25 protein-coding genes are annotated in these 26556 nt (G+C 69.8%); 10 read left to right on the top strand and 15 right to left on the bottom strand.

Annotation, left to right across the window (positions count from 1 at the left end; genetic code table 11):
• Positions 1-2 precede the first annotated feature (2 nt).
• From OXS27_RS19270 to OXS27_RS19260, 3 genes are all read right to left on the bottom strand, one after another.
• Positions 3-3347 (bottom strand): helicase-related protein, encoded by a 3345-nt coding sequence (locus OXS27_RS19270; RefSeq protein WP_267358282.1) that lies wholly within the window; start codon positions 3345-3347, stop codon positions 3-5.
• A 145-nt stretch (positions 3348-3492) separates the two neighbouring features.
• Positions 3493-3810: a hypothetical protein gene (locus tag OXS27_RS19265; protein WP_267358281.1), complete on the bottom strand. Its 318-nt coding sequence runs from the start codon at positions 3808-3810 to the stop codon at positions 3493-3495.
• Between the two features lie 28 nt (positions 3811-3838).
• Positions 3839-4516 (bottom strand): TetR/AcrR family transcriptional regulator, encoded by a 678-nt coding sequence (locus OXS27_RS19260; RefSeq protein ID WP_267358280.1) that lies wholly within the window; start codon positions 4514-4516, stop codon positions 3839-3841.
• A gap of 24 nt (positions 4517-4540) precedes the next feature.
• Here OXS27_RS19260 and OXS27_RS19255 point away from each other — a divergent pair, with 24 nt between their 5' ends.
• On the top strand, positions 4541-4897 hold the full coding sequence (locus OXS27_RS19255) for a darcynin family protein (protein ID WP_267358279.1): 357 nt from the start codon (positions 4541-4543) through the stop codon (positions 4895-4897).
• Between the two features lie 20 nt (positions 4898-4917).
• On the opposite strand, the gene OXS27_RS19250 is transcribed toward OXS27_RS19255, so the two are convergent.
• The gene (locus tag OXS27_RS19250) at positions 4918-5208 is read right to left on the bottom strand and encodes a DUF1330 domain-containing protein (protein ID WP_243921641.1); all 291 of its coding nucleotides are present in this window, start codon (positions 5206-5208) and stop codon (positions 4918-4920) included.
• A gap of 75 nt (positions 5209-5283) precedes the next feature.
• Positions 5284-6225: a DUF3108 domain-containing protein gene (locus OXS27_RS19245; RefSeq protein ID WP_267358278.1), complete on the bottom strand. Its 942-nt coding sequence runs from the start codon at positions 6223-6225 to the stop codon at positions 5284-5286.
• Between the two features lie 351 nt (positions 6226-6576).
• On the opposite strand from OXS27_RS19245, the gene rpmB reads away from it, so the two are divergent.
• On the top strand, positions 6577-6879 hold the full coding sequence (gene rpmB, locus OXS27_RS19240) for a 50S ribosomal protein L28 (protein ID WP_058190906.1): 303 nt from the start codon (positions 6577-6579) through the stop codon (positions 6877-6879).
• Between the two features lie 107 nt (positions 6880-6986).
• Here the strand turns inward: rpmB and OXS27_RS19235 are convergent, their stop codons facing one another.
• The 5 genes from OXS27_RS19235 to OXS27_RS19215 form a co-directional block, all read right to left on the bottom strand.
• On the bottom strand, positions 6987-7421 hold the full coding sequence (locus OXS27_RS19235) for a MarR family transcriptional regulator (RefSeq protein ID WP_267358277.1): 435 nt from the start codon (positions 7419-7421) through the stop codon (positions 6987-6989).
• A 232-nt stretch (positions 7422-7653) separates the two neighbouring features.
• A complete protein-coding gene (cobT, locus tag OXS27_RS19230; protein WP_243921648.1) occupies positions 7654-9561 on the bottom strand; it encodes a cobaltochelatase subunit CobT in 1908 nt (635 codons plus the stop codon).
• A 6-nt stretch (positions 9562-9567) separates the two neighbouring features.
• Positions 9568-10077: a DUF29 domain-containing protein gene (locus OXS27_RS19225; RefSeq protein ID WP_267358276.1), complete on the bottom strand. Its 510-nt coding sequence runs from the start codon at positions 10075-10077 to the stop codon at positions 9568-9570.
• Positions 10078-10082: 5 nt separating this feature from the next.
• Positions 10083-11066: a cobaltochelatase subunit CobS gene (gene cobS / locus OXS27_RS19220; RefSeq protein WP_243921650.1), complete on the bottom strand. Its 984-nt coding sequence runs from the start codon at positions 11064-11066 to the stop codon at positions 10083-10085.
• Between the two features lie 207 nt (positions 11067-11273).
• Positions 11274-11900, bottom strand: coding sequence for a DnaJ domain-containing protein (locus tag OXS27_RS19215; RefSeq protein WP_267358275.1), 627 nt, complete (start codon positions 11898-11900; stop codon positions 11274-11276).
• Between the two features lie 109 nt (positions 11901-12009).
• Here OXS27_RS19215 and OXS27_RS19210 point away from each other — a divergent pair, with 109 nt between their 5' ends.
• From OXS27_RS19210 to OXS27_RS19195, 4 genes are all read left to right on the top strand, one after another.
• Positions 12010-12306 carry a BolA family protein gene (locus tag OXS27_RS19210; RefSeq protein ID WP_243921654.1) on the top strand — a complete coding sequence of 99 codons (297 nt, stop codon included), beginning with the start codon at positions 12010-12012 and terminating at the stop codon, positions 12304-12306.
• 166 nt (positions 12307-12472) lie between these two features.
• On the top strand, positions 12473-12904 hold the full coding sequence (gene arfB / locus OXS27_RS19205) for an alternative ribosome rescue aminoacyl-tRNA hydrolase ArfB (protein WP_267358274.1): 432 nt from the start codon (positions 12473-12475) through the stop codon (positions 12902-12904).
• A gap of 120 nt (positions 12905-13024) precedes the next feature.
• Complete coding sequence (locus tag OXS27_RS19200) at positions 13025-13396, top strand: MerR family transcriptional regulator (RefSeq protein WP_267358273.1); 372 nt, start codon at positions 13025-13027, stop codon at positions 13394-13396.
• Positions 13393-13845, top strand: a complete 453-nt coding sequence (locus OXS27_RS19195) for a carboxymuconolactone decarboxylase family protein (RefSeq protein WP_267358272.1) — start codon at positions 13393-13395, stop codon at positions 13843-13845. Before OXS27_RS19200 ends, OXS27_RS19195 begins: the two co-directional genes overlap by 4 nt.
• A gap of 58 nt (positions 13846-13903) precedes the next feature.
• Here the strand turns inward: OXS27_RS19195 and OXS27_RS19190 are convergent, their stop codons facing one another.
• Positions 13904-14698 (bottom strand): YoaK family protein, encoded by a 795-nt coding sequence (locus OXS27_RS19190; protein WP_243921661.1) that lies wholly within the window; start codon positions 14696-14698, stop codon positions 13904-13906.
• 68 nt (positions 14699-14766) lie between these two features.
• On the bottom strand, positions 14767-15714 hold the full coding sequence (locus tag OXS27_RS19185; RefSeq protein WP_243921663.1) for a methyltransferase domain-containing protein: 948 nt from the start codon (positions 15712-15714) through the stop codon (positions 14767-14769).
• Positions 15715-15782: 68 nt separating this feature from the next.
• Here OXS27_RS19185 and OXS27_RS19180 point away from each other — a divergent pair, with 68 nt between their 5' ends.
• The 4 genes from OXS27_RS19180 to OXS27_RS19165 all read left to right on the top strand — a co-directional run bounded on the left by OXS27_RS19180 (position 15783) and on the right by OXS27_RS19165 (position 20096).
• Complete coding sequence (locus OXS27_RS19180; RefSeq protein ID WP_267358271.1) at positions 15783-16841, top strand: ligase-associated DNA damage response exonuclease; 1059 nt, start codon at positions 15783-15785, stop codon at positions 16839-16841.
• A complete protein-coding gene (locus tag OXS27_RS19175) occupies positions 16838-18718 on the top strand; it encodes a cisplatin damage response ATP-dependent DNA ligase (RefSeq protein ID WP_267358270.1) in 1881 nt (626 codons plus the stop codon). Before OXS27_RS19180 ends, OXS27_RS19175 begins: the two co-directional genes overlap by 4 nt.
• Positions 18715-19224, top strand: a complete 510-nt coding sequence (locus OXS27_RS19170; protein ID WP_267358269.1) for a secondary thiamine-phosphate synthase enzyme YjbQ — start codon at positions 18715-18717, stop codon at positions 19222-19224. Before OXS27_RS19175 ends, OXS27_RS19170 begins: the two co-directional genes overlap by 4 nt.
• An 80-nt stretch (positions 19225-19304) precedes the next feature.
• Positions 19305-20096: a flagellar hook basal-body protein gene (locus tag OXS27_RS19165; RefSeq protein ID WP_243921670.1), complete on the top strand. Its 792-nt coding sequence runs from the start codon at positions 19305-19307 to the stop codon at positions 20094-20096.
• 148 nt (positions 20097-20244) lie between these two features.
• On the opposite strand, the gene OXS27_RS19160 is transcribed toward OXS27_RS19165, so the two are convergent.
• The 3 genes from OXS27_RS19160 to OXS27_RS19150 all read right to left on the bottom strand — a co-directional run bounded on the left by OXS27_RS19160 (position 20245) and on the right by OXS27_RS19150 (position 26406).
• Positions 20245-21780 (bottom strand): efflux transporter outer membrane subunit, encoded by a 1536-nt coding sequence (locus OXS27_RS19160; protein WP_313899345.1) that lies wholly within the window; start codon positions 21778-21780, stop codon positions 20245-20247.
• A gap of 134 nt (positions 21781-21914) precedes the next feature.
• Positions 21915-25064, bottom strand: coding sequence for a CusA/CzcA family heavy metal efflux RND transporter (locus tag OXS27_RS19155; RefSeq protein ID WP_243921674.1), 3150 nt, complete (start codon positions 25062-25064; stop codon positions 21915-21917).
• Positions 25065-25080: 16 nt separating this feature from the next.
• The gene (locus OXS27_RS19150) at positions 25081-26406 is read right to left on the bottom strand and encodes an efflux RND transporter periplasmic adaptor subunit (RefSeq protein WP_267358268.1); all 1326 of its coding nucleotides are present in this window, start codon (positions 26404-26406) and stop codon (positions 25081-25083) included.
• Between the last annotated feature and the right edge of the window lie 150 nt (positions 26407-26556).

Genomic DNA, 26556 nt, shown 5'->3' with positions numbered 1-26556 from the left:
GGTCAGCGCTTCCCGCCGTCGCCGGCTTCGAGCTGCGCCTTGAGCGCCGCCAGCTTGGCGAAGGGCGAATCCGGATCCGGCGCCCGCTCGCGTCGTGGCGGCCGCGAGTCGGGCCGCGGACCCGCGTTACGCTGCTCGGCCCCACGCTGGTCGTCCCGGCGCTCGGGACGGCCGGTCCCCTCGAAGCGGTCGCGACGGGAGCCACGCTCCCGCCCGGGACGCGGGCCGCCCTCGCCACCCTCGGCGCGGCGCGGCTCCGGCCGGCCACCCTCGGGCCGGCCGCCGTCCGGACGGTTTTGGCCCTGTTGCTGACCGGGCTGGCCGCCGTCCCGGCCTCGACCGGCCCCACGCGGGCGGTTCTGCGGGCGCTGATGGGCCGGACGCTGGTGACGCTGGAGGCGCCAGACCTCGATCAACGGCACTTCGGCGGAGGTTTCACCCGCGGCCCCGTCGGCCTCCGGCGCGGTCTCTATCTCGGTAGCCACCTCGACGGGCTCGGCCTCGCTGGCGGGTTCCGGTGCCGTCGCCTCGGAAGCGGCCTTCGGCTCCGGGCCGGGCTCGACATGCGGCGCAGCGTCGGCCTCGGGCTCTTCCCGGACGCCGGCCGTCTCGTGTTCCTCAGCCGCGGCCGCATCGACTGCCGGGCCTTCATCGATCTCGGGACTCGCGTCGGCCGCTTCCGAGGTCGTGGCGGCTTCTGCCGGGCTCTCGGCCTCCGTGGCCGCGGCCTTGGCGGCAGGTCCCTCACCGGCGGCGTCCTCAACGGTTGCCTCGGCCGCCCCATCGGCTTCCGCGGCCGGAGCCTCGTCGCCGGTGATCTCTGCAGCCTCCGCCTGCGCGGTGACCGATTCATCGGAGGCGGTTTCGGCGGTGGCCGTCGCGGCGGGTGTCGTGGCGGCGGCCGGGACCAGCGGCACGGTGATGGCCGGGCCGGGCCGCGGCTCCACGTTGTAGCCGAGCGATTTCAGGATCGAGGCGAAGTCCTCGCCCGAGCAGCCGACCAGCGAGGTCATGCCGACGGTGGCCACGAAGCCGTCACCGTCGGCCGTGCCGTCCGGCGGGGCGCCCGGCGTGGTGCCGGGCCGGTAGGCGATTGCCGGCCGGATCAGGTCGGCGAGCCGCTCCAAAATATCGACCCGCACGGCGCGCTCGCCGCTCACCCGGAAGCCGGCCGCGCGGTAGAGGCCCTTGGCGATCTCGCGATCGACCTTGATCGAGGTGCGTCCGGAACCGGCCAGATGCGCGATCTCGTCGAGGCCGCGCTGGTCGAGGCCGCCGTTGCGCAGCGCCCAGAGCTGGGCCGCGAGCGTGCGCGGCGCCGGCTTCAGCAGGGCCGGCAGGAAGATGTGGTAGGCGCCGAAGCGGACGCCGTGGCGGCGCAGGGCCCCGCGGCCGTCCTGATCGAGGCTGCGCATCTCGTGCGCCACCTTCGAGCGTTCCAGGACGCCGAGCGCCTCGACCACCTGATAGCCGATACCCTTGGCGAGACCGGTGAGATCGGCCGCGGTCTCGATCTCCATCAGCGGGCCGAGCAGGCGGACGATATAGGCTTTCAGCCACGCATCGAGGCGCGCCTCGACCTTTTCGCGGTGAGCGCCGGTCAAGCTGTCGTCGGCCAGCAGACGAATCTGCGGGGCGAACAGCTTCTCGCCGGGGTTGAGCTTGGCCACCGGCGCGCCGGTCCAGCGGATCGTACCATCATGCGCGAGCACGAGGGTCGAATCGGCCGTTGCCGAGAACCGGTCGGCCCGGGTCTCGATCTCCCCGGCGAGCGCCTTATCGGCGGCGCTCCTCAGGGTCTTGGCTTCGTGACCCTCCGCGGTGGCATCGGGAACGAACAGGAATCCGTGAAGGTGGCCGACATGCTGACCCTCGACGGTGACGTCACCGTCGGCGGTGATCTGGGCTTCGAGCATCGTGTTCTCTCTCAGGCGCCGCATCAGGACGCTTGTGCGCCTGTCCACGAAGCGGCTCGCGAGGCGTTCGTGCAGGGCGTCGGACAGCCTGTCCTCTACCCGACGCGTCTCGCCCTGCCAATGTTCTGGGTCGCGCAGCCAGTCGGGACGGTTTGCCACGAAGGTCCAGGTGCGTCCGTGGGCGATCCGGCGGGACAGCGTATCGATGTCGCCGTCGGTGCGGTCGATCATCGCGACCTGCTCGGCGAACCACGCATCGGGGATGCGGCCCGCCATGCCCTTCATGAGGAATCGGTAGAGCTGGGCCACGAGGTCGGCATGCACCTGCGGGTGGACCTTGCGGTAATCCGGCACGCCGCAGACGTCCCAGAGGCGGCGCACCGTGGCGGCGCTGCGCGCCATATCGCGGACGTCGTCCTCCTTCATCAAGATCTCGAGGGCCTGCTGATCCTCGCCCATAGGGGCGCGGGTCAGGCCCGATTCGCGCGGGTGCTCGTCCAGGCTCGCCTGCAGCCCCTCCAGGCTTGAGAAGCTCAGATCCGGGTTGCGCCATTGCAGGATGCGCAGGGGGTCGAAATCGTGTGCCTCCAGCCGCTCGACCAGTTCGGCCTCGAAGGGCGGGCAGCGCCCGGTGGAGCCGAATGTGCCGTCCGCGAGGTGGCGCCCTGCCCGGCCGGCGATCTGACCCATCTCGGCGGGGGTGAGCTTGCGGAAGCGGGTGCCGTCGTACTTCCAGTTCGCTGCGAACGCGACGTGATCCACGTCGAGGTTGAGGCCCATCCCGACGGCGTCCGTGGCGACGAGGTAATCCACGTCGCCCGCCTGGTACATCTCGACCTGGGCGTTGCGGGTGCGCGGCGAGAGGGCGCCCAGCACCACCGCGGCGCCGCCGCGCTGGCGGCGGATCAGCTCGGCGATGGCGTAGACCTCCTCGGCCGAGAACGCGACGATCGCGGTGCGCCGGGGCAGACGCGACAGGCGCTTCTCCCCCGCGAAGGTGAGTTGCGACAGCCGCGGCCGGGTCGTGGTCTGGACGTTGGGAATCAGGCTCTGGACCAGCGGCAGCATGGTCGAGGAGCCGATCAGCAGGGTCTCCTCCCGGCCGCGGACGTAGAGCAGGCGATCGGTGAAGACGTGGCCGCGGTCCATGTCGGCGGCGAGCTGGATCTCGTCGATGGCGACGTAGGCCACGTCGAGGTCGCGGGGCATCGCCTCGATGGTGCAGATCCAGTAGCGCGGCCGGTCCGGCTTGATCTTCTCCTCGCCGGTCACCAGCGCGACCTTGTCGGGGCCGACCTTGGCGACGACGCGCAGGTAGACCTCCCGGGCGAGCAGCCGCAGGGGCAGCCCGATCATCCCGGTCGGATGCGCGAGCATCCGCTCGATGGCGAGATGCGTCTTGCCGGTGTTGGTCGGCCCGAGGACCGCCATGACGCCGCGGGCGCGGGCATCGCGGGACAGCGAGCGGCTGGGCGTGGGGCGGAGCAGCGCGTCGATGGTCGGCGGTTCCTTCGGATGAAGGCCGTCGCGGCGCCGTCGCGGCGCGGGCGGGGAGGGGCTGTGGAGGCCGGTCGCGTCAGGGACGATAGGGCCGGCTTGATCTCCCCCCATATGGGATGCCACCGCCTCCAGGTCCAACAGGTTCACCCTGCGGCGTGACGAGCGGGTAGACGTCGACCCGCGTCGTCGGCGTGCCCGGCTGGGGTGCGAGGTCGGCGCAGAGCGTGTCGGGCATCGCCACGAGGGGGCCGCGGCGGTGCTGGACGATCTCGGCGGAGGAGAAGGCGTCGCCGCCGCAGCTCGACTCCGTGGTGCCGGCGGTCAGCGGCTGCCCGGCGGCCGGGCCGGCGAGGGCGGTCAGAGCGAGGGCGATTCGGAGGGTGGGCGCGCGCATCCCGCATTATCGCGGGAATCGTGAAGATTCATGCCACCGCCTGTGGCACGCCGCGATAGCCGTGCACGGCGCGCAGAACACGGCGCTCCAGATCCTCGCTGTCCCGCTCGCCGCGCTCGCCCGCGGCGTCGACCATGCCGCGCACGAGGGCGAAGAGGTCGCCCGCGGCAGTTCCGGGTTCGGCCGGAAGCGCGGCGCCGAGGCGTGCCAGCAGGGCCAGCAGCGCAGCTGTCACGTCCTCGGCGACGGAGCCCAGGGTGTCGGCGAGTTGGAGCCGACTCTCCTCCCGGTCGAGAAGCAGCGCCAGGCGAGGCCGCGCCATCTGGTGGGTGACGCAAGCCCGAACGATCAGGCGGAGCCCGTCCTCCGGCGTCGCGGCGCCCGGCGCTGCGCGCACCGCCTCAATCAGCACAGCGGTCTCCCGGGCCAGCAGGGCCGCGGTCAGCGCCTCCTTGCCGGGGAAGTACTGGTAGACCGAGCCGATCGACACGCCCGCCCGCTCGGCGACGGCGTTGGTCGTGTAGCCGTCCAGGCCGTTTTCCTCGAGAACGCGAGCCGCGCCCTCCAAGATCGTCCGCACCGTCTCGGCCGAGCGCGATTGTCCCGGACTTTTCCGGGGCTTGAGCGCCGGCCGGCGCGGCCGCGCGGCGCTCATGAACGCGAGTACGTCGCAGGCCCGGCCAGAGGCATCATCGTGGCGTTCCAACAGACTTCTGGAGCGCAGAACCCCATGTCCGACAAGACCTTCGACCCCAAGCTCACCGTCTTCATGCTGGTGAAGACCTCCCCCGAATGGCTCGCCTTGCCGATCGACGATCGCTTCGCGCGGTTGCGTGAGACCTTTGAGCCGATCCTGCGGCGGCATGCCGAAACGGTGCGGCTCCGCTTCTACGACGCCGAGTTCTACACCGCCCGCCTGACCGACCTCTGGGTCTGGGAGGCCGCCGATCATCACGCCTATGAACTCGTCGTCGAGGCCCTGCGCGAGACGCCGTTCTGGGACCGGTGGTTCGCGATCGTCGAGATCATTCCGGCGGTGGAGAACGCCTACACGACGAATTACGGCCAAGCCCCGCTGGCGGCCTGACCGGTGGACGAGGGGGCGGCTCAGTCCGCCCCTTCGACCAGCACCACCTCGCCGATTCCCGCCGGCCGGCGCTTGGCGATGGCGGCCTGATATTCCGGCGAGAAATAGTAGGCGCGCGCCGCCTCGTAGGATTCGAATTGCAGCACGACGTTGCGCGGCCGGGCCTCGCCCTCGAGCGCCTCACTGCGACCGCCGCGCACCAGCGGCGTGCAGCCGTACTTGCGCATGGCCTCGGAGGCCATGGCGGCGTATTCCTTGTAGGCGTCCGGATCGGTGACCGTCATCCGGACGATGATGTAGCCCTTGGGCATTCGCTGGCCTCCCTGGCGCGGCTGTCGCACCAAGCGGACGTGCCGGGAAACCGGCCTCCCGTCAAAGCCCGCGCGCTACTCCCCCTGCAGGCTCGCCTGCGCGACGCTGGCGCCGGCGGCCCCTGCCGTGCCGGTGGTGCCCGCCGTGCCGCCCTGGGTCCAGCGGGACGCCTCGATGATATTGGTGCCGATCGTGGTGAGCACCGAGATGCGCAGCGGGATCAGTGCCCGCGTCCCCTCGACGGGGGCGAGCCAGACCGACATCTCGCGGTTCTCCTCCATGAATTTCACCCCCGGCCGGTCCGGCCGGTGGCCGGCCACCGCCTGGTAGCGGGCGGTGCACACAAGGACCTGGCCCGCGTAGCCAAGCTTCTGCACCGGGCGGGTCTCGGCGTAGCTGAGCACCACGTTGAAGCGGGTCGCACCGTCGAAGACCGGCAGGGTCCGGTTGCAGTTCTCAGGGTCGAGCGGCTCGCCGCGGCCCTGGACCGGCATCAGCAGGGCACTCACCGGATCGAGGATGCCGCGCGTGTGGGCGGGGGTCACCGGCACGCGGTCCTGCATGTCGATGAGCGGCGGCGTGATCTCGGCCTGCACGACGTTCCCGTGGGCCAGCGCCATGCGCACCGCGATGCCGGAACTGGCCGTGTGGGTCGCGATCGAGAAGGCGCCCGGCTGCGGCGCCGCCGCGAACGTTCCCGAAGCCCGGGCCGACCCCTTGCCGCCGGTGATCGCGCCGACGAGGCCGGTGAGCACCGCCGACACGTCCATGACGTAGCGATCGCGCTCGAAGGTGCCGGCGAGACGCGCGGTGCCGATCGGCAGGCCGGCGAGGTTGATGCTGTAATCGACCGCCAGGGTGGCGGCCGGCGCCGCCGCCCGCTTCGACCGGCCGGTGCGTGCGGAGACGTCGGCGGGCGCGACGAGCGCCGCAACCGCGAGGGCGCCGACGACCAGCCGTCCGGCGGCGTGCTTCGTCGGCGACTTGATCGTCCGATGGTCAGGCGTGGCGCTCATGATCCGGATCGCATCCCAGGACGGGCGGCCGAGGACTTGGGTCCCGCGTCTGCCCTCTCGAACACACCCGCCCGGCGGCATCCTCGCGACGCCCGAAGCCGGGTGAGGCGCCTTCCTGCGGGTGGAAGAAGGCTATATCCCGGCATCGTGGTTAACAGACCGTTGGACCGCACGGGCAGCTTGCCGCCTGACCGGACCTTGACGCGACGCCCCTGCGTCGCCTATAGGCTCGCGCCTTCAACAGGACTCCGCCGGACCTGGAAAACGCAACGGGCACTGCCCGCTGCGGCAAAGATCGCGCTGGCCGTGATCGGGTCTTTCGAGCGGAACGAGACGGGATCGTTATTTATCATGGCGCGCCGCTGCGAACTCACCGGCAAGGCCGTTCAGGTCGGCCACCTCGTGAGCCACTCGAACCACAAGACCAAGTGCCGGTTCCTGCCGAACCTGTGCAACGTCACCCTCCAGTCCGACGCGCTCGGCAAGCGGGTGCGCCTGCGCGTCACCGCGCACGCCCTGCGCTCGGTGGAGCATCGCGGCGGGCTCGACGCCTTCCTGATCAAGGCTGGCGAGGGCGACCTGTCGCAGACCGCCCGCCTGCTGAAGCGCGAGATTCACAAGAAGCTCGCCGAGACCCCGGCCGTCGCGGCCTGACGTTTCGGGCGTCTCGCCCTTCGTCATTTGCTGATGAACTGAACACCCGCCGCGGCCCGCGAGGCTGCGGCGGTGTTCGCTTGCGCGTTCGGCAAGACGGGTCGCCGCTATGCTGGGTCCGCCCGCGCGATTCGCACCAGCCATTGCCGGATGACCGCCTGCTCGGCGGTTCCGAGATCGCCCAGCATCTCCGCCTCCAGCGCGTAGACGCGCCCCTTGGCGGCTTCGAGGAGCGATTGTCCCGCCACCGTGAGCGCGATCGTCTGAATGCGGCCGTGGATCCGGTGCGGTTGCCGCGCGATCAGATCGGCCTTCAGCAGATTCGCCACGATCACGCTCATCGTCTGCGGCGTCAGCAGTGCTAGGCGAGCCAGATCGGCGTTGCTGTGCCTGGGATAGGCCGCCAGCATGGTCAGCACCGAGAATTGCGGGAGCATCAGGCCGAGATCGGCCAGCACGCGCTCGACGCGGTTGCGGTGCGCCTGCGCGGCGGCCGCATGGTCGCGTTGGCCGGGTGGCGGATCGAGGAGAACCTGATCCACGGCCGACACCTCTATGTCGACAATCTCGTGACCGAAGCGGCGGAACGAAGCACCGCCTTGGCGGCGCGATGCTGACCCATCTCTTCGGACGCGCCCGAGAGGCCGGGTGCGCGAAGCTCCTGCTCGACACACCCGTCACCAACGTGCGTGGCCACCGCTACTACGAGCGCCAGGGGCTGGCCGCCGGGGCGCTCCGGTCCAACATAGCGATCACACGTCAGGTCAGACGCAATCAGCGCCGGCCGCCGGCCGCCCGCAGCATCCGGCCCGTCGGCACCGACTCGCCGTTCTCCTCGAACAGCTCGGCGAGCTTTTCCGTCATGGCACCGCCCAGCTCCTCGGCGTCGATGATCGTCACAGCGCGGCGGTAGTAGCGCGTCACGTCGTGGCCGATGCCGATGGCCAGCAGCTCGACCGGCGAGCGCGTTTCGATCTCCTCGATCATCCAGCGCAGGTGCCGCTCCAGATAATTGCCGGCGTTGACCGACAGGGTCGAATCGTCCACCGGCGCACCGTCGGAGATCACCATCAGGATCTTGCGCTGTTCCGGCCGTCCGAGCAGGCGCTTGTGCGCCCAGTCGAGCGCCTCGCCGTCGATGTTCTCCTTGAGCAGCCCCTCGCGCATCATCAGGCCGAGGTTTTTTCGCGCGCGCCGCCAGGGTGCGTCGGCCGACTTGTAGACGATGTGGCGCAGGTCGTTCAGCCGGCCGGGATTCGGCGGCTTGCCGGCGGCGAGCCACGCCTCGCGGGTCTGACCGCCCTTCCAGGCCCGGGTGGTGAAGCCCAGGATCTCCACCTTCACGCCGCAGCGCTCCAGCGTCCGCGCCAGGATGTCGGCGCAGGTCGCCGCCACGGTGATCGGCCGGCCACGCATCGATCCGGAATTGTCCAACAGCAGCGTGACGACCGTATCGCGGAAGTTGGTGTCCTTCTCCTGCTTGAAGGAGAGCGGCTGATAGGGGTCGGTGACCACGCGGACGAGCCGCGCCGGGTCGAGCTGACCCTCCTCAAGGTCGAAGTCCCAGGCGCGGTTCTGCTGGGCGAGCAGCCGTCGCTGCAGCCGGTTGGCGAGGCGCCCGACCACGCCCTGCAGGTGCGAAAGCTGCTTGTCGAGGTAGGAGCGCAGGCGCGACAGCTCGTCGGCGTCGCACAATTCCTCGGCGTGGATGACCTCGTCGAACCGGGCGTTGAACACCCGGTATTCCGGCCCGCGCGCCTCGTTGCTCGGCCGCTGCGGCGGGCGCGAGGCTTCGGACGCCTCCTCGGCCTCCGCGTCTTCGGCCTCGTCCGGCAATTCACCCGAGGGTGCGTCCTCGGATTCCTGGGCGCCGTCCTCGATCTCGTCGGAGGCCTCCTCGGAGGTTTCGATCTCGGCTCGCTCGCCCTGGCTCTTCTCCTCCGAATCGCCCTCGCTCGGGTTCTGCTCGTCGTCCTGGCTGTCGTTCTCGTCGTCGTTCTCGTCGTCCTCGGCGTCGAACGGCGTCTCGTCCGACATGTCGAGCGAGGTCAGGAGCTCGCGCACCGAGCGCGCGAACTTGCGCTGGTCCTCGATCGAGCCCAGCAGCCCGTCGAGGTTGGGACCGGCCTTGGCCTCGATATGCCCGCGCCACAGCTCGACGATCTTGGCCGCGGCCTCGGGCGGCTGCTGGCCGGTGAGGCGCTCGCGCACCATCAGGGCGACGGCGTCCTCCATCGGCGCGTCGGCCCGGTCGGTGATGTTTTCGTACTTGCCACCACGGTGGTAGCGGTCCTCCAGCATCGCCGTGATGTTGCTGGCGACACCTGCCATCCGCCGCGAGCCGATTGCTTCGACCCGGGCCTGCTCGACGGCATCGTAGACCGCCCGCGCGGCCGCGTTCTCCGGGGCGAACCGACGGTGCAGGGTGATGTCGTGGCAGCCGAGCCGCAGCGCCATGGCGTCGGCATTGCCGCGCAGCACCGCGACATCCTGCGCCGAGAGTTTGCGCGGGGGCTCGGGCAGGCGGGCCTTGTCGCCGGTGAGCGCCGGCCGGTCGGTGGCGTAGGTGACCTCGACCTCGGAGCGCCGGGCGATGGCGCGCAGGCACCCGGCCACCGAGCGTTTCAGGGGCTCGGCCACGGGTTCGCGGCGCTCGCCGGGCTTGCGGTTGGAGATGGACATGCGGGGCTACATCTTCACCGAGTCGAAGTCGAAGGGGCGCTCAAGCAAATCGTCCCAGGTATAGGGACATTCCGGTGGAAACTCGCTCGGCAGGAGCTGGCACTCGTCCGCCGCCCAGTTGCGGGAGATCGGGTAGATCTCGTCCCGCATCGTATCGCGATGCGGCTTCAGGCCTGGATTTTTCCGAAGAATCTTCGCGTACCGCAGGCGCTGCTCGCGGATCGAGTAGATCCAACTTGGCGTGCGCTTCTCGGGCTGCTGATCCCACTTGAGCATGTGCATGATGAGCACGCGCAGCGCGCTTTCCAGCTGACTATACTGCGCGCTGCCCACGTCGCTCAGCTCCTCGGCGATATTGTCGAGGTCGAGCGCATCCACCCGGCCGGCGCGGAGCAGCGCCACCTGCTCCTGCACCCAGGTATAAAGGTCGTCCCCGTAGCGCGTGCGAGCGGACAAGGACGCAGTCGGCACGTCCATCACATCGATCTCGGCCGGGCGCGCCACGGGCTCCTCCATGCGGGTCAGCTCAGCGCGACGTTCACCGCGCTCTCGGGCAGCTCCTTGCCGAAGGCGCGCTGGTAGAACTCGGCCACCAGCGTCCGCTCCAGCTCGTCGCACTTGTTCAGGAAGGTCACCCGGAAGGCGAAACCGACATCCTGGAAAATGTCGGCGTTCTCGGCCCAGGTAATCACCGTGCGCGGGCTCATGACGGTGGAAAGATCGCCGTTCATGAACGCGTTGCGGGTGAGATCGGCCACCCGCACCATCCGGTTGACGATGTCGCGGCCCTGGTCGCCCCGGTAATGGACCGCCTTCGACAGCACGATGTCGACCTCGCGGTCGTGCGGCAGGTAGTTCAGCGTGGTGACGATCGACCAGCGGTCCATCTGGCCCTGGTTGATCTGCTGGGTGCCGTGATAGAGGCCCGACGTGTCGCCCAGGCCCACCGTGTTCGCCGTGGCGAACAGCCGGAAGGCCGGATGCGGGCGGATCACGCGCTTCTGGTCGAGCAGCGTCAGCCGGCCCGAGAGTTCCAGCACGCGCTGGATCACGAACATCACGTCCGGGCGGCCGGCATCGTACTCGTCGAACACCAGCGCGACGTTGTTCTGCAGCGCCCAGGGCAGGATGCCGTCCTGGAAGGCGGTGACCTGCTTGCCGTCCTGAAGGACGATCGCGTCCTTGCCGACGAGATCGATGCGCGAGACGTGGCTGTCGAGATTGATGCGGATGCACGGCCAATTCAGTCGGGCCGCGACCTGCTCGATATGAGTCGATTTGCCGGTGCCGTGATAACCGGTGACCATCACGCGGCGGTTGCGCGCGAAGCCGGCCAGGATCGCGAGCGTCGTTTCCCGGTCGAAGATGTAATCGGGATCGAGATCGGGCACGTGCTCCTCGGACTCGGCATAGGCCGGGACCTTCAGGTCGAGGTCGATGCCGAAGACCTCGCGGACGGAGACGGTGCGGTCGGGGAGCCGGGCGGGCGTATCGTCAGAGCGCATTCGGAACCTCGTGAGGCGCGGGCGCTCCACTCCCAACAGTGAAGCATCCGCGCGGAAGAACGTCGAGCCGGGCCTCCGCGGCGGGGCGGAGCCATCCTTAGACGGCGGCGCGTTCAGGCGCCACCGACCGGCATGGATCCCATATAGGGCCGCGTCGCGCGGTTTGCCCTATCCTAGATGCGAACCGGCTTGCATCGTTCGTGCCGGTCAACAGAGCCCGGCCGCGCGCAGCACGTCGTGAGCCCGGATGATGTCGCGCAGCCGGTCTTCGAACGAGCGGTCGCCGCCGTTGGCGTCGGGGTGGAACTGCTTCACCAGCACCTTGTACTGCGCCTTGATGGCGGCCGTGTCGGCCGTCTCGTCGAGCCCCATCACGTCGAGGGCGCGGCGCACGGTGGCGGAGTGGCGCGGCTTCTGCGGCTCTTCGGGCTGGCGGGCACGGCGGCGCGCATCGCCCACGCCTTCGCCCCGCAGGATGCCGAGCGGATCGACATAGGCCCAGTCCCGGACCGGCTCGTCGGCCGGCTTGGCCTCGCCGGTCCGGTTCACGCCCATGGCCCAGGTCGGGCGATGGCCGATGATCGCGTCCTTCTGGTAGGCCTGCACGGCGGCGTCGTTCATGCCGTCGAAATAGTTGTAGCTCGCGTTGTAGGCGCGGACATGATCTATGCAGAAGCGCCAGTACTGGCCCTCCGCCTTCCGGCCCTTGGGCGCCCGGTACAGGCCCGGCCGCGTGCAGCCCGGACTCTCGCAGAGGCCATCGGTCGCGGCCTTCGGCTCGTCGCAGGAGGGCTTGATCCGGATGCTGTCGAACAGGCGCGAGTTGAGATCCATGACGGGCCGATTATGAGGGGGCGGACTGAAGACACAAGGGCACCGGGCCTGATGACGCATGCGCGGGATCGGGCTTGACGGGGCCCCACGAACACGACGCGAGGACAGGATGGCGGACGGCACGGGCGCGGGCGGCACCCTACGGGACTGGATGGAGGCGCGGCTGCGGGAGCAACTCGCGCCCGAGCGGCTCGACGTGATCGATGAATCGCACCTGCATGCGGGCCATGCCGGGGCACGGCCGGGGGGCGAGACCCATTACCGGCTCGACATCGTCGCCTCCGCGTTCGCCGGCAAGAGCCGCGTCGAGCGGCACCGGGTGGTGAACGCGCTGATGGAGGAGGCGTTCACGCGTGGCCTCCACGCCCTCGCCCTGCGGGCCCGCACGCCCGAAGAGGCTGCCTGAACCCCGGAGGCGCCGACACCGTTGTGGTTGGCCATCCGGGGCTCACGAAAGACGATATGGCGATCCTGGGCCTCGTTCGCAGCCCCGCGCGCAGCCCCGCATGCACCTGCGCGCGCACCGATCTCGCACCGCGCCGCGCAGGGGAGGATCATGTCCGGAGGTCGCCATGTCCCTTCAGGTGACGCCGCGCATCGCCATCGCGGATGATGAAATCGAGATGTCGTTCCTGCGCGCCTCGGGGGCGGGCGGCCAGAACGTCAACAAGGTCGAGACGGCCGTGCAGCTCCGCTGGCCGGTCCTCGCCTCGCCCTCCATCGACGACCGGGTGAAGGCGAACCTCGTGCGGCTCTCCGGGCGGCGGATGACCAAGGACGGTGTTCTCGTGCTCACCGGGCAGCGGCACCGGACGCAGGAGCGCAACCGGGCGGAGATCCTGCAGCGCCTCGTCGACCTCGTGGCGGAGGCCGCCAAGCCGCCGCCGCCGATCCGTCGTCCCACGAAGCCCACGAAGGGCTCCAAGGAGCGGCGCATTGGGGCCAAGAAGAACCGCGCCACGATCAAGCAGGGGCGGAGCAACGTCCGGGATTCCGAGGGCTGACGAAGCGTTCGTGCATCGCGTCGCGCGCCGTCTCGGTCCAGCAAGGCCGCTGCAGCCGGCGCCATTGACCTGGAGTGCGCTCCAGGACGTACACCGCCCCGGCGCAGCGAATCTTGCCCGATGAAGATCAGCGACTTTTCCATCCGCAGCGGCCTCAGCATCGATACCCTCCGCTATTACGAGCGGATCGGATTGCTGCCGCGCACCGCCCGCGACGGCGGCGGACGGCGCAGCTACGGGGCGGATGACCTCGCCTGGGCGCGCTTCCTGGGCAAGCTCCAGGCCATGGACATGCCGATCCGCGAGCGGCTGGCCTACAGCCGCCTGCGATCGGAGGGGGACGCCACCCTCGGTGCGCGACGCGCCATGCTGGAGGCGCACCGGGCGGCGCTCGTCGCCCGCCAGGACGAGCTTCACGGGCTGATCGCGGCGCTCGACGGGAAGATCACGCACTACCGCGAGCGCGAAACCCAGAGTGGAGACAGCCAATGACGCGCGATCGACACACCGTGATGGCCGGCGCTGCGGCGCTTCCGCTGGCCGAGGGGTCGGGACCGCCTGACGGATCGAAAACCCAGGATCGCTACCGGCGCGGTCTGGACCAGCTCACGGCCATCAGCGGGCCGCAGGGCGCCGCGGTGATCGAGAGCCTCAACGACATCGCGCCCGATCTCGGCCGCTACATCGTCGAGTTTGCCTACGGCGACGTATTCGCGCGCCCCGGACTGGACGTGAAGACGCGCGAACTCGCGACGGTCGCGGCCCTGACCGCCATGGGCACGGCCGCCCCGCAACTGAAGGTCCATATGCGGGCGGCGTTGCGGGTCGGAGCCTCGCGCCAGGAGATCGTCGAGACGGTGATGCAGATGATCCCCTATGCCGGCTTCCCGGCCGCGCTCAACGCGATCGGCATCGCGCGGGATGCCTTCGCCACCGAATGAGCCATCGCAGGGCGAAGGCCGCGAGACATCAGCGCTCCGCGGCCATCGACCGGATGCCTCAATGGATCGCGTCGATCACCTCGGCCTTCGGGCTCGCGTCGGGCGCCGGGGATGAGCCCGCCACCAGGGTGCTGCCCGGCTTGGCGATCGTCAGGGCGATCGCGATCAGCGCCAGCACGGCCGCCAGGGCCGCCGGAAACAGGAACGCCGACTCGCCGTAGCGGATGTCGAGCAACCCGCCGATCACCGCGCCGGTGCTGAGCCCGGCCCAGAGCGGCGCCTGGATCCAGAACGAGGGCGCCACCGTCCCGAGCAGCAGGTTGGCGCAGCCGGTGCCGAAGCGCACCACCGCGCCGGTGACGTAGGTCAGCGCGATGGAGCGGCCGCCCTCGTCCTGGAGCGTCGCGTTCTGGAGCCCCAGCGCCAGCACGATCGGATAGGCGTGGAGCGGATACGCGAAGGTGCCCCAGGGCATCAGCAGGCCGCCGGCCAGCAGCAGGGCCTGGATGGTCAGCAGCACGGCCAGGCGCCAGCGTCCGACCCAGGCGGCGATCAGCGTCCCCAGGAAGGCGCCGAAGCAGAAGATGCAGATCGTGCTGGCGACCCGGGTGACGTTCTCCCAGTCGGCATTGGCCACCGCCACGCCGAAGCGCGTGGTGTTGCCCGACATGAACGACATGAAGAGCTGCGAGAATTCCAGGAAGCCGATGGAATCGGCGCAGCCCGCCAGCATCGCCAGCGCGATGGCGAAGGGAATGCGGGTCCGCGGATCGGCCGGAAACGACTTGTCGGCCGGCGGCTCGCGCTTTTGCTCCGGCATGCCGATACCCGTCCGATTACCGTAATCCGCCATGCTGATCCCCCGATGCAGCGGCCGCACCTGTCGCGACCGACTGACAATGGACGAATAGCTGGGCGGTTTCATGCCGCGGTGCGGCGTAACACAACGACGCGGCCCGGCACCGGCAGCCCGGCCTCCCGCCGGACCCCGGCCGGACGCAGGGTGAGGGTGCTCAGGCCGGCGGCGGCGGATGCCTCCGCGATATGGGCATCCGCATGGGCGTAGCGCCCGTCGGCGCCCAGGACGGCGCCCGATCCGTCGTCATGGGACTGCACCGTGAAGGCGGCGAGCCCGCCCGGTCGCAGCACGCGGCCGATCCCTGCCAGGACGGGGCCGAGATCCGCCACGTAGATCAGCACGTCGGCGGCGAGGCAGAGGTCAGCAGAAGCCTCTGTCTCCACTGTCAGGAAGCCGGCCAGATCGCCCTCGGCGAGGCGGTCATAAAGCGGCCGGCCCTGCCAGGTCTTGGCCCGCGCCAGGGCCAGCATGCCCGGGGAGAGGTCGACACCCGCGAGGTGCCCGACCCGCTCGCGGATCGCCGCGCCCATCAGGCCGGTGCCGCATCCCAGATCGAGGGCCGCCGCGAAACGCTCGGGCACGCGGGGGAGGGCGTCGCTGACCAGTTCCGGGCCGATATAGGCGAGGCCCCCGACCAGATGGCGCTCGAAGCGCGGCGCGTAGCCGTCGAACAGGGCGCGCACATAGGCGGGCGAGAGTGCCGGCAGGCCGTCCCCGACGCCCAGGCGGCTGAGCTGCGCCCGCACGCCGAGCATGTCGTCCGGGTCGATGTCGAGGGCGCAGGCATAGGCTCGGGCCGCCGCGTCGCGCATCCGCTCATCGCCGCGCGCCGCCAGCCCCTCCCGCGCGCGGCCGAGCAGCAGCCAGGCCGGGGCGTAGCGCGGGGCGATCTCCAGAACCTGCTCGGCGAGATCCGCGGCGGCTTCGGGGTCGCCCTCGGCCAGGCAGGCTTCGGCGTACCGATAGCGGCGGTCGGCGAGGAGATCGCCGGAACTGTGCTGCGTGGCCATGCGTCTGCCGGTTCGGGGGCGCCTATATACCGGGGCCACCGGCGAACTCCACCGGCAGCACGGACGCGATGCCGATACGCGCCAGCGATCTCCTGACCCTGACCCGCGAGGGCCTCTATTGCCCCCTCGGAGGCTTCCACGTCGATCCGACCTGGCCGGTGGAACGCGCGCTGATCACGCACGGCCACGCCGACCACGCACGCTCCGGCCACCGCCACGTGCTGGCGACGCCCGAGACCCTGCGGATCATGGCGGTGCGCTACGGCGCGGATTTTTGCGAACATCGGCAGGCGGCGCCCCTCGGCGAGCCGATCCGTATCGGCGACGTCACCGTGCGCTTCGCCCCCGCGGGCCACGTCCTCGGCTCGGCGCAGATCGCCATCGAGCGGGAGGGCGCCCGGGTGGTGGTCTCGGGCGACTACAAGCGGGCGCCGGACCCGACTTGCCTGCCCTTCGAGGTCGTGCCTTGCGACGTGTTCATCACCGAGGCGACGTTCGGGCTGCCGGTCTTCACCCATCCCGATACGCGCGGCGAGGTGCGCAAGCTGCTGGACTCGGTGCGCCTGTTCCCGGAGCGGGCCCACATCGTCGGCGCCTACGCGCTCGGCAAGGCGCAGCGGGTGATGGCGCTGCTGCGCGAGGAGGGTTGGGACCGGCCGATCCACCTGCATGGGGCAATGGAGAAGCTGACCGCGCTCTACAAGGAGGAAGGCGTGCCGCTCGGCGAGACGCCGAAGGTGGTGGCCGCCGAGCGCAAGGACCTGCATGGGGCGATCGTGATCTGCCCGCCTTCGTCGATCCAGGATCTCTGGTCGCGCAAGTTCCCCGACCCGGTCACCTGCTTCGCCTCGGGCTGGATGCGGGTGCGCGCCCGCGCCCGCCAGAAGGGTGTGGAGCTGCCGATGGTGATTTCCGACCATTCCGACTGGCCGGACCTATGCCGCACCATCCGCAACACCGGCGCCGAGGAGGTGTGGGTGACGCACGGGCAGGAGGATGCGCTGGTCCATTGGTGCGGGACGCAAGGCATCCGGGCCAAGCCGCTGCACCTGCTCGGCTACGGCGATGACGGCGAGGCCGAGCCGGCGTCCACGGAGCCTGGCCCCGAGAAAGAGGCGGTCGCGTGAACGAGTTCGCCCACCTCCTCGACCGCCTCGCCTACGAGCCCCGTCGCAACGCCAAGCTGCGGATGCTCCAGGATTATTTCGCGCGTACGCCCGACCCGGAGCGCGGCTACGCGCTCGGCGCCATGACGGGCACACTGAGCTTTCGCGAGGCCAAGCCGGCCCTGATCCGGGGGTTGGTGGAGGAGCGCATCGACCCGGTGCTGTTCCGGCTGTCGCACAATTACGTGGGCGACCTCGCCGAGACCACGGCCCTGATCTGGCCGACACCGCGCGATCTCCCTCCCCCCTCTGCGGGGGAGGGTACCCTGCGCAGCAGGGGGAGAGAGGGGCTGCGCGACGATGCGGGTTCCAACTCGCGAAGCGACCTTCCCGGCAGCGTCGCTCCCCTCTCCCGACCCGGCCTGACGGCCGGCCCACCCTCCCCCGCAGAGGGGGGAGGGGATGCGCGCGTCGGGATCGGCCACAACAACCCGCCACCGCACGTCCCGACCCTCGCCGAGGTCGTGGAAACCCTCGCCACGATCCCGAAGCGCGAACTCCCCCGCCACCTCGCCGACTGGCTCGATGCGCTCGACGAGACCGGGCGCTGGGCGCTCCTGAAGCTCGTCACCGGCAATCTCCGCGTCGGCGTCTCGGCGCGGCTTGCAAAGACGGCGGTCGGCGCGCTGGGCGGTCACGATGCCGATGCGGTCGAGGAGGTCTGGCACGGGCTCACGCCCCCGTTCGAGACCCTGTTCGCCTGGGTCGAGGGCCGGGCCGAGCGCCCCGAGACCCTGAACCCGGCCCCGTTCCGGCCACCGATGCTGTCCCACCCGATCGAGGAGGAGACCGACCTCGACAAGCTGGAGCCGGAGGCGTTCTCGGCCGAGTGGAAGTGGGACGGCATCCGCGTCCAGCTCGTCGGCGGTCGCGACCGGGCGGGAGAGCAGGTCGGAAAGGTCTATTCCCGCACCGGCGAGGACATCACCGGGGCGTTCCCCGATCTCGCCGAGGCGATCACCTTCACGGGCACGCTCGACGGCGAGTTGCTGATCCTGCGCGAGCGCCGGGTTCAGAGCTTCAACGTGCTGCAACAGCGCCTGAACCGGAAGGCGGTCACGGCCAAGCTCTTGGAAGAATTCCCCGCCCATGTGCGGGCCTACGACCTGCTGACGCTGGACGGCGACGATCTGCGGGCCGATCCGTTCGTGGAGCGTCGGGCGAAGCTGGAGGCCCTGGTCACGCGCCTCGATCATGCGCGCGTCGACATCTCGCCGCTGGTGCCCTTTGCCGACTGGGAGGCGCTCGCTGCCGCCCGGGCCGATCCGGCCTCGGTCGGGGCGGGTGACGATGCCGATGCCATCGAGGGCATCATGCTCAAGCGCCGCAACAGCCCTTACCTGCCGGGCCGCCCGAAGGGTCCGTGGTGGAAGTGGAAGCGCGAGCCGCACGTGGTCGACGCCGTGATGATGTACGCCCAGCGCGGGCACGGGAAGCGCTCGTCCTTCTACTCGGACTACACGTTCGGGGTCTGGCGGGAGGCACCCGAGGGCGGCGACGAGCTGGTGCCGGTGGGCAAGGCCTATCACGGCTTCACCGACGCGGAACTGGCCAAGCTCGACCGCTACGTCCGCAACAACACGACCAAGCGCTTCGGCCCGGTGCGCGAGGTTGCGCACGGGCAGGAGGCCGGGCTCGTTCTGGAAATCGCCTTCGAGGGCGTGCAACGCTCGACCCGGCACAAATCCGGGGTGGCGATGCGCTTCCCCCGGGTCAGCCGGATCCGTTGGGACAAGCCCCCCGCGGAGGCCGACCGGATCGACGTGCTGGAGCGCATCCTTGCCCGGGGCGAGCGCGAGATCGCGCCCGGGGCGGCTTTGCTGGAGACGGATTCATGAGACAGGGCAGGGGGGCGGGCCAGATCGGTCCGGTGGAGGCACTGGCCTCGGGCGCAGTGGAGCGCCACGCCAGCGGGCGGCTCACCATCGCGACCGCCGGACAGGGCTTTACGGATTTCACCGCCGCGGTGGCGGCGTTCGTGCGCGGCAGCGGGATTCGGGAGGGGTTGGTCACGGTCTTTTGCCGGCACACCTCGGCCTCGCTCACCATCCAGGAGAACGCCGACCCGGACGTGCAGACCGACCTGATGACCGTGCTCGACGGCCTCGCCCCCCGTCATGCCGGCTACGTCCACGGCGCCGAGGGGCCGGACGACATGCCGGCCCATATCCGCACGCTGGTGACCGATTCGGCCCTGAGCATCCCGTTGATCGACGGCCGGCTGGCGCTGGGCACGTGGCAGGGGATCTACCTGATCGAGCACCGCGACCGGCCGCACCGGCGGGAGATCGTGCTCAGCGTGATCGGGTCGGCACGTGGCAGCCGGCAACACACCGGCGGTTAACCATGCCGGGCGCTTATGGTCCGGGTCGGAAGGTGTGATGCCGCTCCGATACCTTGCCGCTCCGACGCACGGAGACCCCGATGAGCCTCTACGCCGCGCTCGCGAACTCGATTTCCGGCGCCTCGGCCCAGTCGCTGGCGCTCAACAACATCTCGGGCAACATCGCCAACACGCAGACGGCGGGGTTCAAGACCACCGAGACGCACTTCGCCGACATGCTGGCGCAGACGCAGCGCGGGCCGCAGCAGTCGGGCGGCGTGGCCAGCAGCACGCGCGATACGCTGGGTATTCAGGGCACGATGCAATCCACCGGGGTCTCGACCAACCTCGGCATCTCGGGCAACGGCTACTTCATCGTCCGGGCCAACACCGGCACCGATGAGAGCCCGACCTTCACCGGTCAGACCGCCTACACGCGGCGCGGCGACTTCGCCCCGGATGCCAACGGCTACCTCACCAACGGCGCCGGCTACTACCTGTTCGCGGGTCCTTCGGCGACGGCGCCGGTCACGGTGCCGACCGGCGCCAACACCCTGGCGGACCTGTCGGTCTCCTCCGCCGGCGCCATCACGGGCACCGCCGCGGATGGCAGCACCGTGCCGCTCGGCTCCCTGACGCTGGCGCAGTTCGGCACCCAGGAGAACCTGACCTCCCTCGACGGCGGCGCCTACGTGGCCAACGGCCAGTCGGAGACGCCGAGCTACGGCCTCAACGGCGCGACCCTGAAGGCCGGCGCGATCGAGCAGTCGAATGCCGGCATCGCGGACCAGTTCTCGAAGATGATCGAGACGCAGCAGGCCTACACGGCCAACACCAAGGTGATGAGCACCGCCGACCAGATGCTGCAGGACGCCATCGCGATGTACGCGTGAGGACCTGTCTGAGTCAGGTTCGGGGTTCCCAAAGGATGTGCCCTTTGGCGGGTTCTGAGTGCGGAGCCCTGAGATGAGTACCAGGGCTCCGCCCTGGACCCGCGAAAGGTCTGGACCTTTCGAAACCGCGACTTGATCCGTTTATGCGTCAGAGGATCTTGAGCGGATCCGTCTCGGGTGGTGGCGGCGCGACATCCACGCGGTTCCACCAGCCGCCGCCGAGCGCCACGAACAAAGCCGCCGTGTCGGCGTATTGCGTCGCCCGCGCACCGGCCGAGGTGACCAGCGCCGAGAGATAGCCCTGCTGGGCGATCAGCACCTGCGAGGAGGTGACGGCGCCTGCCGTGTACTGCTTGCGGATCAGCCCGAGGCTCTGGTTCGTCGCGCTCACCGCGGCATCCGCGGCCGCGACCGCCCTCGCGTCGGCCTGGAGCGCCCGCAGGGCGTCGGCGACGTTCTGGAAGGCGGTGATCACCGTCGATTTGTACTGCGCCTGCGCCTGCGTCAGCGTCTCCTCCGCGGCCCGCTGGCGGCGGAACAGTGTGCCGGCATCGAAGATCGGCGCCGTCGCCTGCCCGATGATCGTGAAGAAGGCTGCGCCCGGATTGGTCACCTGCGCGATCCGCGTGGCGCTCGATCCGCCGGTCGCCGTCAGGCTGAACTGCGGCAGGCGGTTGGCCACGGCGACGCCGACACTGGCGCTCGCCTGCTGGACCAGCGCCTCAGCGGCCTTCACGTCGGGCCGCTGCTGCACCAGCCGCGAGGGCAGGCTCACCGGGAGCTTGGTCGGCAGGCGCAGGGCCGAGAGTTCGAAGGTCTCGCTGACCTCGTCCGAGGGCAGGCGTCCGGCCAGTGCAGTGAGCAGGTTGCGCTGCTGCGCCAGGGCCTTCTCCAGCGGCGGCAGCAATTGCTGCGACAGGGCGAGCGCGGCCTGCTGCTGCACCACGTCGGCCCCGGCGATCTGACCGAGCGACAGCTGCTTGTTGTAGAGCTGCAGGATCTCGGTCTGCGCCTGGATGACTCGGCGGGTCGCCTCGATCTGCGCCCGCAGGGACGCCTCCTGGATCGCGGCGGCGACGACGTTGCCGGTCAGGCTGAGATAGGCCGCCTCCAGCTGGAAGCGCTGGTTCTCGGTGGTGGCTTCCAGGGACTCGATCTGGCGGCGGTTCCCACCGAACACGTCCGGGTTGTACGAGACAACCGCCTGCGGGGTCGACAGGCTGTAGAGGTACTGGAACTGGTTCTGGAGAGGCGATTGCAGGTCGAGGCCCGGCGCCAGGGCGCCCTGGATCTGCGGGGTCGCGGTCAGGCTCGGGTAGAGCGTGCCCTTCTGGGCCAGCACGTTCTGTTGGGCGATCCGGAGCGAGGCCTGGGCGGCCTCCAGCGTCGGATTGTTGGCGAGCGACTGCTCGACGAGGCGGTTCAGCGCCTTGGAGTGGAACAGGGTCCACCACGAGCCGGGAATGTCGGCGCCGGAGACGAAGCTCTGATCGGCCGATCCGCCCTGCCGGGTGCGGATGCTGTCGGCGGCGGACGGGTTCTTCAGCGGCTCCCGGGTGTAGCGGCTGACCACCGGGTCCTCCGGCGGCACGTAGTTCGGGCCGACCGCGCAGGCCGACAAGGACAGGGATGCGGCGAGCACGGCCACCGCCCGTCCGCACCGTTTCGGCGCACCCATCACCATTCCGCCCCCGGAAGCCTTCCTCCGGTAGAGCGGCGCCGCGCGCATCCAAGTCAATGCAGCTGTCTCCAGATGGCGCAAGCGGAGCGTCCGTTGTGGCGCGCCGGCAACGCGCCACGCCCCCGTCGTCGAGGGGATCACGCGGCGGCCCGATGCTCGGTGCGCGCCAGCGCGTCCGGGTTCGGCTTGCGGCGGGAGAACAGGGAGATCAGCACCGGCACGACCACGAGGATCAGGTTCGGCGCCAGGATGATGCCGCCGACCACCACCAGCGCCAGGGGCTTCTGCACCTGGGAGCCGATGCCGGTGGACACCGCCGCCGGCAGCAGGCCGACGCAGGCGGCCACGCAGGTCATCATCACCGGGCGCATGCGCACCACGGCGGCGTTCCAGACCGCCTCCTGCTTCTTCCAGCCCTCGTCGAGGAGCTGGTTGTAGTAGGCCAGCAGGATCACGCCCTCCATGGTCGAGATGCCGAACAGGGCGATGAAGCCGATCGCCGCCGAGATCGAGAACGGCGTGCCGGTCACCGACAGGGCGAAGATGCCGCCGATCATCGCCATCGGGATCACCGACAGCGTCAGCAGCATGTCGGCCACCGACGAGAAGTTGATGTAGAGGAGCAGAGCGATGAGCAGCAACGTGATCGGCACCACGAGGCTCAGCCGGGTCGCCGCCTCCTGCAGGTTGGTGAACTGCCCGACCCATTCCAGCCGGTAGCCCGGCGGCAGGTCCACCGCCTCGGCCACCTTGCGCTGCGCCTCGATCACGGCGCTGCCGAGGTCGCGCCCGCGCACCGAGAACTTCACCGGGATGTAGCGCTCTTGGTCCTCGCGGTAGATGAACGAGGCCCCCGAGACGAGATCGACGTCGGCGATCTCGGACAGCGGCACCTGGATCACGCCGCCGTTCGGGTTCTGGGCGCCGACCGCGATGTTGCGGATGCCGGCGAGCGACGAGCGGTACTCCTTGGCGAGGCGCACCCGCATCGGGAAATGCCGGTCGGAGCCGTACTCGTAGAGGTCGCCCGCGGTCTGGCCACCGATCGCCGCCTGGATCGTGGTGTTCACGTCGCCGATCGACAGGCCGTAGCGGGCGGCCTTGTGGCGGTCGACATCGATCCGCACGGTCGGCTGACCTAGCGACTCGAACACCGACAGGTCGGTGACGCCCTGGACCGTGGCCAGCGCCGCCTTCACGGCGTTGGCGGTCTTGGTCAGCTGCGCGAGGTCGCTGCCGTAGATCTTGACCGAGTTCTCGCCCTTCACGCCGGAGGCGGCCTCCTGGACGTTGTCCTCGATATACTGCGAGAAGTTGAACTCGATGCCGGGAAACTCGGATTCGAGCTGCTTGCTCAGGGTGGCGATCAGCGTCTCCTTGTCGAGGCCCTTGCGCCACTGGTCGATGGGCTTCAGGGGCGCCAGGATCTCGACGTTGAAGAAGCCGGTGGCGTCGGTGCCGTCGCTCGGCCGGCCCTGGTGGGACAGCACGGTGACGACCTCCGGGACCTCCTGGAAGATCTTGCGCATGCGCTGGACGTAGGCGTTGCCGGCCTCCAGCGAGATCGAGGACGGCATGGTGCCGCGCACGTAGAGGTTGCCCTCTTCGAGCCGCGGCAGGAATTCGAGGCCGAGATTGCGCGCGGCCAGCCCCGAGACGAGCAGCACCGCCAGCATCACGCCGATCGCCAGAACCCGGTTCTTCAGGCCGAAGCGCAAGGCCGCCTCGTGGCCGACCCGCAGCACCCGCACGATCAGGGTGTCGCGCTCCTCCAGCTTCTTCGGCAGCATCAGGGCTGAGAGTGCGGGCGAGACCGTGAAGGTGGCGAGCAACCCGCCGATCAGCGCATACGCGTAGGTCTTGGCCATCGGGCCGAAGATGTGGCCCTCGACGCCGGTCATCGTGAACAGCGGCAGGAAGCCGACGATGATGATGGTGGCCGAGAAGAAGATCGCCCGGTTCACCTCGCGCCCGGCCACCGCGATGGTGCCGAGCCGCCCGGTCAGGCCGTCAGGCGGCGTCTCGCCCTTCACGTGGTCCGGCTCGGCGATGTGGCGGAAGACGTTCTCGACCATGATCACCGTCGCGTCGACGATCAGGCCGAAATCGATGGCGCCGAGGGAGAGCAGATTCGCCGAATCGCCGCGCACGACGAGGATCAGGATCGCGAAGCCCAGCGCGAACGGGATCGTGGCCGCCACGATGATCGCGCTGGTGAGCGAGCCGAGGAACAGCCACTGCACCACGAAGACCAGCACCACGCCGAACACGAGGTTGTGCATCACCGTGTGTGTGGTGGTGTGGATCAGCCCCGAACGGTCGTAGATCCGCTCGATCTTCACGTCGGGCGGCAGGATCGACGAGCCGTTGATCTTGTCGATCTCCGCCTCGACGCGCTCCAGGGTCGGCAGGCTCTTGCCGCCGCGACTCATGAGCACGATGCCCTCGACCACGTCGGCCTGGTCGTCGTGGCCGACGATGCCGAGCCGCGGGGCGTTCGACACGCGCACCTCCGCCACGTCGCGCACCAGCACCGGGGTGCCGTTGACGAGGCTGATCATCGTGTCCTTGATGTCGTCCATGTCGCGGATCAGGCCGATGCCGCGCACCACTGCCGATTGCTGCCCGACGTTGAGCGTCTGCCCGCCGACATTGATCGAGGCGTTGTTGAGCGCCGTGGTCAGCTGCACGAGCGTCAGCCCCTGCGCCTGGAGGCGGTTCAGGTCGACCGCGATCTCGTATTCCTTGGCCCGGCCGCCGAAGGCCGTGACGTCGACCACTCCGGGGATCGCCTTGAACCGGCGCTGCAGCACCCAATCCTGCAGCGTCTTCATGTCCATGGGCGAGTAGCCCGCCGGGCCGACCAACTTGTAGCGCATGATCTCGCCCACCGGGCTCGTCGGCGAGATCTGCGGCGTGGCGCCGTTCGGCAGGGTCGGCGCCTGCGACAGGCGGTTGAGCACCCGCTGCAGCGCCTCCTCGTACGTGTACTCGTAGTTGAACTGCACCTTCACGTCGGACAGGCCGAACAGCGAGATGGTGCGCACCACCTGGGCGTTCGGGATGCCGGCCAGCGCCACCTCGAGCGGAATCGTGATGTAGCGCTCGATCTCGTCGGCGGACTGGCCCGGGTTCTGGGTGATCACGTCGACCAGCGGTGGCACCGGGTCGGGATAGGCCTCGATGTTGAGCTGGGTGTAGGCGCCGTAGCCGATGCCGAGCATCACCACGAAGAGCAGCACCACCAGCACCCGCTGGCGGAGCGAGAAGGCGATCAGGGCGTTCATCGGACCGGATCCTCGCTCAGGACGCCTTGTCGCCGGTGGCGGCCCGGTCGATGAACAGGGCGCCACGGGTCACGACCTGCTCGCCCGCCTTCAACCCGTCGACCACCTGGGCGCTGTCACCGTTGATCAGCCCAAGCTTGATGTCGCGCGCCTCCACGGCCCCGTCCGGCCGCGCCACCCAGACGTGGGTGCGGTCGCCCTCGTACACGATCGCCGCAACCGGGATGCTCGGGCTCGGCTCGCCCTTGCCGGTGATGATCGTGAAGGTGGCGAACATCTCCGGCCGCAGCACCCGGTCCGGGTTGTCGACCTCGCTTCGCACGGCGAGCCGCCGGGTCGCCGGGTCGAGGCTGGAGGCCATGTAGTTCACCCGGGCCTTGAACACCCGCGTGCCGAAGCCCGCGACCTTCGCCTCGACCTCCTGGCCGATGCGGATCTTCGGGATCTCGCTCTCGCGCACGTTGGCCACGAGCCAGACGGTGGACAGATCGCCGATCACGAAGACGGGGTCGCTCGACGCCGACAGGTACTGCCCGATGCCGACCTTCCGCTGGACGATCGTGCCGGGGATCGGCGCCCGGATCTGGGTCTCTGGGCTCATCGTGCCCTTCTTCTCGTAGGCGGCGATCTCGGCGTCGGTCTTGCCGAGCAGGCGCAGGCGGTTCTTCACCGCATCCAGCGCCGCCTCGGCGGTCTTCAGGTCGCTCTGGGCGGCGATCACGTCGTTCTGGGCGGACTGGTAGTCCTTGAGCGCCGTGGCCTTGGCCTGGAACAGCTCCTGCTGGCGCTGCGCGATGGTCTGGTCGAGCTTCAGCAGGGCCTGCTGCTTCCCGAGGTTGTTCAGCGCTGCCTGATAGTCGTTCTGCGCCTGGACCATATCGGTGGCCTCCAGCGTCAGCAGCACGTCGCCGGCCTTCACGTCGTCGCCGGCGCGGACCAGCACCTTGGTCACCCGGCCCGCATAGGGCGAGACCACCGGCACGTTGTCGTCGTCGTTCAGCGCGATGCGGCCCTCGGCGGCCCCCTCCGGCCGGAACATCTGCGTGGCCACCGGCAGGATCTCGAAGGCGGCGCGCTGCTCCTTCGAGGGCCGGAACACCCGCTCCACCGGGCCCGCCTTCACGGCATTGATGCCCGGATCGGGATTGCTGGCGCTGCCGAACAGGCCGGTCACCGAGCCGGCGAGATGTGAGGCCGTCTCGCGGGCGCGGTCCGGGAACGCGAAGGCCAGGCCGCCGAGGGCCGCCAGCAGCACGACGACGACAAGCGGGCCCGACAACCGGCGCTTGCGCGGCGGCGCCAGAATCGTCTCGTCCTGCTCCAGCGGGTTTCGGGCGTCCATGGATGTGTTCTTCTGCGTCCGGACGAAGAGACCGGGCTGTCTCGAGTGGATAGGATTCGCGTGGAACGCCGCCCCTATCAATGCGATCGCTGGTGCTTTTCTGTGGCGAATCGCGCGGGTGTTCCCCGGCGACCCCGCGTGCCTAGAGCA

The organism is Methylobacterium sp. GC_Met_3 (genome assembly GCF_026540775.1).
Classification (GTDB): Bacteria; Pseudomonadota; Alphaproteobacteria; order Rhizobiales; family Beijerinckiaceae; genus Methylobacterium.
The sequence above is the reverse complement of the archived record's forward strand: the minus strand, read 5'-3'. Positions and strand labels throughout refer to the sequence as shown.

What these genes read in the sequence shown, in the direction of transcription:
- OXS27_RS19150 (WP_267358268.1), bottom strand. Translation starts at nt 26,406, where the DNA reads ATGGACGCCCGAAACCCGCTGGAGCAGGACGAGACGATTCTGGCGCCG.
- OXS27_RS19210 (WP_243921654.1), top strand. Translation starts at nt 12,010, where the DNA reads ATGGCGGACGGCACGGGCGCGGGCGGCACCCTACGGGACTGGATGGAG.
- OXS27_RS19160 (WP_313899345.1), bottom strand. Translation starts at nt 21,780, where the DNA reads ATGGTGATGGGTGCGCCGAAACGGTGCGGACGGGCGGTGGCCGTGCTC.
- OXS27_RS19225 (WP_267358276.1), bottom strand. Translation starts at nt 10,077, where the DNA reads ATGGAGGAGCCCGTGGCGCGCCCGGCCGAGATCGATGTGATGGACGTG.
- OXS27_RS19270 (WP_267358282.1), bottom strand. Translation starts at nt 3,347, where the DNA reads ATGGCGGTCCTCGGGCCGACCAACACCGGCAAGACGCATCTCGCCATC.
- OXS27_RS19170 (WP_267358269.1), top strand. Translation starts at nt 18,715, where the DNA reads ATGAGACAGGGCAGGGGGGCGGGCCAGATCGGTCCGGTGGAGGCACTG.
- OXS27_RS19185 (WP_243921663.1), bottom strand. Translation starts at nt 15,714, where the DNA reads ATGGCCACGCAGCACAGTTCCGGCGATCTCCTCGCCGACCGCCGCTAT.
- OXS27_RS19255 (WP_267358279.1), top strand. Translation starts at nt 4,541, where the DNA reads ATGTCCGACAAGACCTTCGACCCCAAGCTCACCGTCTTCATGCTGGTG.
- OXS27_RS19200 (WP_267358273.1), top strand. Translation starts at nt 13,025, where the DNA reads ATGAAGATCAGCGACTTTTCCATCCGCAGCGGCCTCAGCATCGATACC.
- OXS27_RS19155 (WP_243921674.1), bottom strand. Translation starts at nt 25,064, where the DNA reads ATGAACGCCCTGATCGCCTTCTCGCTCCGCCAGCGGGTGCTGGTGGTG.
- OXS27_RS19195 (WP_267358272.1), top strand. Translation starts at nt 13,393, where the DNA reads ATGACGCGCGATCGACACACCGTGATGGCCGGCGCTGCGGCGCTTCCG.
- OXS27_RS19165 (WP_243921670.1), top strand. Translation starts at nt 19,305, where the DNA reads ATGAGCCTCTACGCCGCGCTCGCGAACTCGATTTCCGGCGCCTCGGCC.
- arfB (WP_267358274.1), top strand. Translation starts at nt 12,473, where the DNA reads ATGTCCCTTCAGGTGACGCCGCGCATCGCCATCGCGGATGATGAAATC.
- cobS (WP_243921650.1), bottom strand. Translation starts at nt 11,066, where the DNA reads ATGCGCTCTGACGATACGCCCGCCCGGCTCCCCGACCGCACCGTCTCC.
- OXS27_RS19245 (WP_267358278.1), bottom strand. Translation starts at nt 6,225, where the DNA reads ATGAGCGCCACGCCTGACCATCGGACGATCAAGTCGCCGACGAAGCAC.
- OXS27_RS19265 (WP_267358281.1), bottom strand. Translation starts at nt 3,810, where the DNA reads ATGCGCGCGCCCACCCTCCGAATCGCCCTCGCTCTGACCGCCCTCGCC.
- OXS27_RS19250 (WP_243921641.1), bottom strand. Translation starts at nt 5,208, where the DNA reads ATGCCCAAGGGCTACATCATCGTCCGGATGACGGTCACCGATCCGGAC.
- OXS27_RS19190 (WP_243921661.1), bottom strand. Translation starts at nt 14,698, where the DNA reads ATGGCGGATTACGGTAATCGGACGGGTATCGGCATGCCGGAGCAAAAG.
- OXS27_RS19215 (WP_267358275.1), bottom strand. Translation starts at nt 11,900, where the DNA reads ATGGATCTCAACTCGCGCCTGTTCGACAGCATCCGGATCAAGCCCTCC.
- rpmB (WP_058190906.1), top strand. Translation starts at nt 6,577, where the DNA reads ATGGCGCGCCGCTGCGAACTCACCGGCAAGGCCGTTCAGGTCGGCCAC.
- cobT (WP_243921648.1), bottom strand. Translation starts at nt 9,561, where the DNA reads ATGTCCATCTCCAACCGCAAGCCCGGCGAGCGCCGCGAACCCGTGGCC.
- OXS27_RS19180 (WP_267358271.1), top strand. Translation starts at nt 15,783, where the DNA reads ATGCCGATACGCGCCAGCGATCTCCTGACCCTGACCCGCGAGGGCCTC.